Annotated in this window: 8 protein-coding genes and 1 riboswitch; of the genes, 2 read left to right on the top strand and 6 right to left on the bottom strand. The window is 70.7% G+C overall.

What is annotated here, in order from left to right; translation table 11 throughout:
- A partial coding sequence (locus BLQ39_RS15405; RefSeq protein ID WP_143006498.1) for a transposase occupies positions 1 to 336 on the top strand: 336 nt, incomplete at its 5' end.
- A gap of 181 nt (positions 337 to 517) precedes the next feature.
- Here the strand turns inward: BLQ39_RS15405 and BLQ39_RS15400 are convergent.
- From BLQ39_RS15400 to BLQ39_RS15380, 5 genes are read right to left on the bottom strand one after another with little or no spacing between them, the layout of a single operon-like run.
- Positions 518 to 778, bottom strand: a complete 261-nt coding sequence (locus BLQ39_RS15400; protein ID WP_092325375.1) for a hypothetical protein — start codon at positions 776 to 778, stop codon at positions 518 to 520.
- Positions 775 to 1407: a nucleoside/nucleotide kinase family protein gene (locus BLQ39_RS15395; protein WP_241982858.1), complete on the bottom strand. Its 633-nt coding sequence runs from the start codon at positions 1405 to 1407 to the stop codon at positions 775 to 777. The genes BLQ39_RS15400 and BLQ39_RS15395 overlap by 4 nt, the downstream gene beginning before the upstream one ends.
- The gene (locus tag BLQ39_RS15390) at positions 1394 to 2179 is read right to left on the bottom strand and encodes an energy-coupling factor transporter transmembrane component T family protein (RefSeq protein WP_198417096.1); all 786 of its coding nucleotides are present in this window, start codon (positions 2177 to 2179) and stop codon (positions 1394 to 1396) included. Before BLQ39_RS15390 ends, BLQ39_RS15395 begins: the two co-directional genes overlap by 14 nt.
- Positions 2176 to 3684 carry an ABC transporter ATP-binding protein gene (locus BLQ39_RS15385; protein ID WP_092325373.1) on the bottom strand — a complete coding sequence of 503 codons (1509 nt, stop codon included), beginning with the start codon at positions 3682 to 3684 and terminating at the stop codon, positions 2176 to 2178. The genes BLQ39_RS15390 and BLQ39_RS15385 overlap by 4 nt, the downstream gene beginning before the upstream one ends.
- 8 nt (positions 3685 to 3692) lie before the next feature.
- A complete protein-coding gene (locus BLQ39_RS15380) occupies positions 3693 to 4328 on the bottom strand; it encodes an ECF transporter S component (RefSeq protein WP_092325371.1) in 636 nt (211 codons plus the stop codon).
- 37 nt (positions 4329 to 4365) lie between these two features.
- A riboswitch (TPP riboswitch) is annotated at positions 4366 to 4474 on the bottom strand.
- 64 nt (positions 4475 to 4538) lie between these two features.
- On the opposite strand from BLQ39_RS15380, the gene BLQ39_RS16020 reads away from it, so the two are divergent.
- Positions 4539 to 4685, top strand: a complete 147-nt coding sequence (locus BLQ39_RS16020) for a hypothetical protein (RefSeq protein WP_166784430.1) — start codon at positions 4539 to 4541, stop codon at positions 4683 to 4685.
- On the opposite strand, the gene BLQ39_RS15375 is transcribed toward BLQ39_RS16020, so the two are convergent.
- Positions 4682 to 4999, bottom strand: a 318-nt coding sequence (locus BLQ39_RS15375) for a transposase (protein WP_143006497.1), incomplete at its 5' end; no start/stop codon positions are given. The genes BLQ39_RS16020 and BLQ39_RS15375 overlap by 4 nt on opposite strands.

The following is a 4999-nucleotide window of genomic DNA, read 5'->3' as shown; positions in this document are numbered from 1 at the left end:
CGGGCACGGACCCGCCCCGACCGACTGCTGGGCGACAAGGCGTATTCGTCCAAGGCGAACCGGGAGTTGCTGCGCACCCGCGGCATCCAAGCCGTGATCCCGGAACGCTCCGACCAAGTCGCGAACCGGAAACGACGCGGCCGAAACGGCGGTCGGACCATCGGCCTGGACAAGGAGGCGTACAAGCGTCGCAACGTCGTCGAACGCTCATTCAACACGTTCAAGCAGTGGCGCGGCCTCGCCACTCGCTACGACAAACTCGCCCTCACCTACCGCGGAGGCGTCGTCCTCCGTGCCATCACCATCTGGTTACACGAATTAGGAGACACGCCCTAGGCCCGGGTCTCGACACGCTCCGGCTCTCGACACGCTCCGGCTCTCGACACGCTCGACCACCGGGGTTAACCATCGCCGAACTGTGAGTTCGGCACCTTCCCGGGCTGGGCGAAGGTGCCGAACTCACAGTTCGGCGCGGGGTGGTCGGCGCTGGGGCGGGTTAGGCCAGGCAGTCAGTCGGTCAGTCGGTTTCTTCGGTCGACTCGAACGGGTCGCTGTCACCGGCGTCGAACCGGTAGCGAACGTGCGCGCGCCCCTGGACGTCGCGGCTGTCGACCTCGTCGTACCAGAACAGCGATTCCATGCCGCCGACAGCGGCCAGCATGCTGATCCGCGCATCGTGCTTCCCGTGCAGGAGAACGCGAGTGTCGGTCTGGCCCTCGAGGGGCCCGTCCATGAACTCGGCAGTGTAGACAACGTTTTCTGCATCAGGACTGGTCATGGATCCAACTTAGCCCGGCGGCGGCGATTACCGCCGAAACGGCGCGGCCGAGTCGCCGCCGCCGAGTCGGGCATGGCGCCCTCTCCGCCGAGCCGCAGCGTGGCCCAACGCTCCGGATTCTCCCTCGCCCGGTAGTCCTCCCACTCGAGCTGCCACTGGTCCCAATGCGTGCGGAAGACCTCGCCGTCGCGCGCGATGGCCCTGGCCTTCCGAAGCGTGTCGTCCGCGGTGAGCCAGACGCGGATGTCGCTGAGCGCGGCGTGCGCGGCGGCCAGCGCCCCGCACCCCTCCACGATGAGCGGGCTCGCCGGGTCCACCGGGTGCCACTCGGCGGGCTCTCCCCTGTCCCAGTCGTAGCGCTGCCAGGCGGCGGCCCGGCCGGCCTGCCGCGGTTCAAGCACGCACCGGGTGACCTGCCGGACGGCGGCATCAAGGCCCTGCCACCCGGGGTAGATGTCGTCCAGGCGCACGAGGGTCGGTGGCCGCGTGCCCGGCCACGCGGCGACGAGATGGTCGGCCAGCGTGCTCTTGCCCGCCCCGCTCGGACCGTCGATCAGAACGACGGGGGTCGGACCGGCCCCGGCAAGCGCGCGAAGCACGGCCGCGACGGGCGTCTCAGCCGAGGACAAAGTTCCAGCTTCCGGTCGCGACCGATACGGCGACCGCCAGGGCGCCGACGAACAGCCCCAGCCCGATCAGCGCCACCTCGCGCCGGCCGAAATCCGACGGCCGCGCCCAGGTTCGGGTGGTCGTTCCGCCGAATCCCCGGGCTTCCATGGCCGTGGCCAGCTTGCTGCCGCGGCGGATGGAGAGCACGAGGAGCGCAAAGGCCTGGCCGGACAGGCGCCGGATGACGCCGCGATCCGCGATGCCCCTGGCCCGCCTGGCCCGCTCGAGGGCGCGCCAGTCCTCCATCAGCAGCCCGACAAGGCGCAGTGCCGCCAGCCCGCCCAGCACGAAGCGCGCCGGCAGCCTGACGACCTGCCCCAGTCCGTCGGCCAGGTCCGTCGGGTCGACGGTGACGAAGAGGACAACAGCGGGGAGCCCGATCGCGAGCACGCGCAGCAGCGTCGCCACGGCCAGTTCGACCGACCCGTCCGTGATGTGGATGAGGCCGAACTGCCAGTATTCGGCGCCCGCTGCCTGCCCGTAGAGCAGCGTGGTCAGCCCGGCGGCCGGTGCGGCCAGCCAGACGGGGAGGGTGCGGAGCACAAAGATCCGAAAGGACATCCCGGCCCAGAAGAACAGGACCAGCTCGCAGGCCAGGGCGACGGCGGCCGAAACCCAGTCGATGGTCAGCACAAGCACCCCCGCGAGGAGGAGCGCCGCCGCCAGCTTGGCCACCGGGTTGACCCGCAGGATTCCCCGGTTCCCCGGCGTCGCCGTCGCCGTCGCGGTCACAGCGTCACCAGGCGGTCGGGCCGGGCGTCCAGGCTGCCGGCCAGGCGGTATTCGCTGTCGGCCAGGGCAGCCACGAACTCGGCGTCGTGCGACACGGCGACCACGGCGGTGCCGGCGTCGATGAGCTCCGCGAGCAGGGCCACGATCTCCCGCCAGGTGCGGAAGTCCTGGCCGAAGGTGGGCTCGTCGAGCACGAGCACACCGGGCCGGGTGGCCAGCACCGTGCCGACCGACAGCCGGCGCTTCTCGCCTCCGGACAGGGTGAACGGGTTCGCCTCCGCGAGATGGTCGATCCGCAGCCTCTGCAGCAGGGTGTCCACCCGGGCAGAGATCACCGGCTCCGGGAGCCCGAGCGCGAGCGGCCCGACGGACAGCTCCGCTCGGACCGTGCCGGCCACGAACTGGTGCTCGGGGTCCTGGAACACCGTGCCGATGCGGGTGAGCAGCTGGCGGGACTTCCAGCGGATCGGTTCGGCCGGGGCTCCGCCGGACAAGCGCGGGTCCGCGAGCACCCGGCCGGCGGCCGGCTTCAGAAGGCCGGCCAGGGTCAGGGCCAGCGTGGATTTCCCCGCCCCATTCGGTCCGGTGATGGCCAGCGCGGCCCCCTCGACGACCTCAAGCTCGATGTCGCGTGCGACGACGGCGTCCCGGGTGCGCGCGATGGCGAGCGCCTGTGTTCCGAGGAGACGATCGGATGCCTGCGGCGCCCGGCGCCGCGCGGGGAGGTCGTGCGCGATGCCCGGAACCCACACCCCGGAGGCCGACAGCCGGTCGCCCTCCGCCGGGAGCACGTCGCCCGGCCGGCCGTCGGCCAGGACTCCCCCGGCCGGGTCGAGCACGATGACGCGGTTGATGAGGTGCTGCCACACGCCGACCCGATGCTCGATCACGACGAAGGTGGCCTCCGTGTGCTCGAGTACCCGGGCCACCGATTCCCGCACTTCCAGCACGCCGGCCGGGTCGAGGTTGGCCGTGGGTTCATCGAGCAGCAGCAGCCCCGGACGCATCGCCAGCACTCCGGCCAGGGCGAGGCGCTGCTTCTGTCCGCCGGACAGCGCGGAGGTGGGGTGGCCGAGGGGCAGGTCGAGTCCGACCATCGCGAGCGAGTCGCGCACCCGGCGCCAGATCTCCTCCCGCGGCACACCGAGGTTCTCGCAGCCGAACGCGACGTCGTCGCCGACCCGGGCGAGGATCACCTGGGAATCCGGGTCCTGCATCACCAGCCCCACCTGCCCGCGCGCGGCGGCCGGACTGCTCCCGTTGACGAGGAGCCGCCCCTGTTCCTCGCCTTCCTCGGCGGCGCCGATCACCCCGGCCAGGGCGTGCACGAGGGTGGATTTCCCCGCCCCGGATGCGCCGAGCAGCAACACCCGCTCGCCCGGGTCGATGCGGAGGTCGAGGTCCCTGACCGCCCACGCCCGCCGTCCGGCATGACGCCAGCCCCAGCCGGAGGCGTCGATCGACGCCCCCGCAACGCGGAGGTCTGGTGCTGCCGGCGGCGTCATCAGTGCGACTAGACGTCGGCGCGAATCTCGCGACCCGCGGCGAACCGGCCGAGCGCCCCCGTCCTGGCGAGGCCGCGCATGGCCAGCCAGGACAGCAGCCCGGCGATCACTGCGCCGGACACGACGGCGGACACCGTGTAGATCGTCGCGAACGCCGCGGCCGAGCCGGGGTACCAGAGCACCAGGTCGTTGATCGCGAGGGCCAGGCCCGCGCCGGCGCCCGCCAGGACGGCGACGTACGCACGGTAGTTGGCGTAGAGGAACACCGCGAACACCAGCTCCGCACCGAGTCCCTGGGCCAGCCCGGAAACGAGCGTGAGCGGACCCCACTGGTTGCCGATCAGCGTGGACACGACGGCAGCGAGAAGTTCGGTGTAGAGCGCGGCCCCTGGCTTGCGAATGATCAGGCCGCCGAGCACCCCGGCGAAGAGCCATCCGCCGCCCAGGAGGGCCTGCAGGCCGGGAAGGAGGGGCGTGAGCGGGGCGCTGAGCGGAACGTAGGCGGTGTTCCAGGCGAAGAAGATCAGTCCGCTGGCGACGCCGATGACGCTGGCGACGACGATGTCGACGACCCGCCACCTCAGGTTGCGCGGCTTGCGGGCCGTCGTCTGGGCGGGAATCAGGGGGGTGGTTGTTGCATGCACTTGTCGTGCCCTTTCCGTAGTGAATACAGGGCACGGGTTACGAGATTGTTTGCCTCCCTGCGCTGGCATGATCCAGATCAGGTTCGACGGTCGAAGCCAGGTAGCTTCCTCTCAGCCCGGTCAACCGGACTCCCGTGTTCGCTTCGATTATAGACCCGCCTAGACTCGCAGGATGGAGTCCACCGGCGTCGGCGCACCCGGTCGTCCCGAATGACTGTCGCCGTCCCCCTGATCCTGGCCGCCGTCCTGCTGGTACTGATGCGATCGTTCATCCTGCGCCGACGCCGGATCCGCCGAGGGCTCCCGGTGCGTGGACCGTGGCGGCTGCCCCGGCTGGGACGGCGACGACGGTCCTAGGGCGTGTCTCCTAATTCGTGTAACCAGATGGTGATGGCGCGGAGGACGACTCCTCCGCGGTAGGTGAGGGCGAGTTTGTCGTAGCGAGTGGCGAGGCCGCGCCACTGCTTGAACGTGTTGAATGAGCGTTCGACGACGTTGCGGCGCTTGTATGCCTCCTTGTCCAGGCCGATGGTCCGACCGCCGTTTCGGCCGCGGCGTTTCCGGTTCGCGACCTGGTCGGAGCGCTCCGGGATCACGGTTTGGATGCCGCGGGTGCGCAGAAATTCCCGGTTCGCCTTGGACGAATACGCCTTGTCGCCCAGCAGTCGGTC

The organism is Cryobacterium psychrotolerans (genome assembly GCF_900101115.1).
In the GTDB taxonomy this organism is placed as follows: Bacteria; Actinomycetota; Actinomycetes; order Actinomycetales; family Microbacteriaceae; genus Cryobacterium; species Cryobacterium psychrotolerans.
Note: the sequence above shows the minus strand (reverse complement) of the source record. Positions and strands in the feature narration are given on the sequence as shown.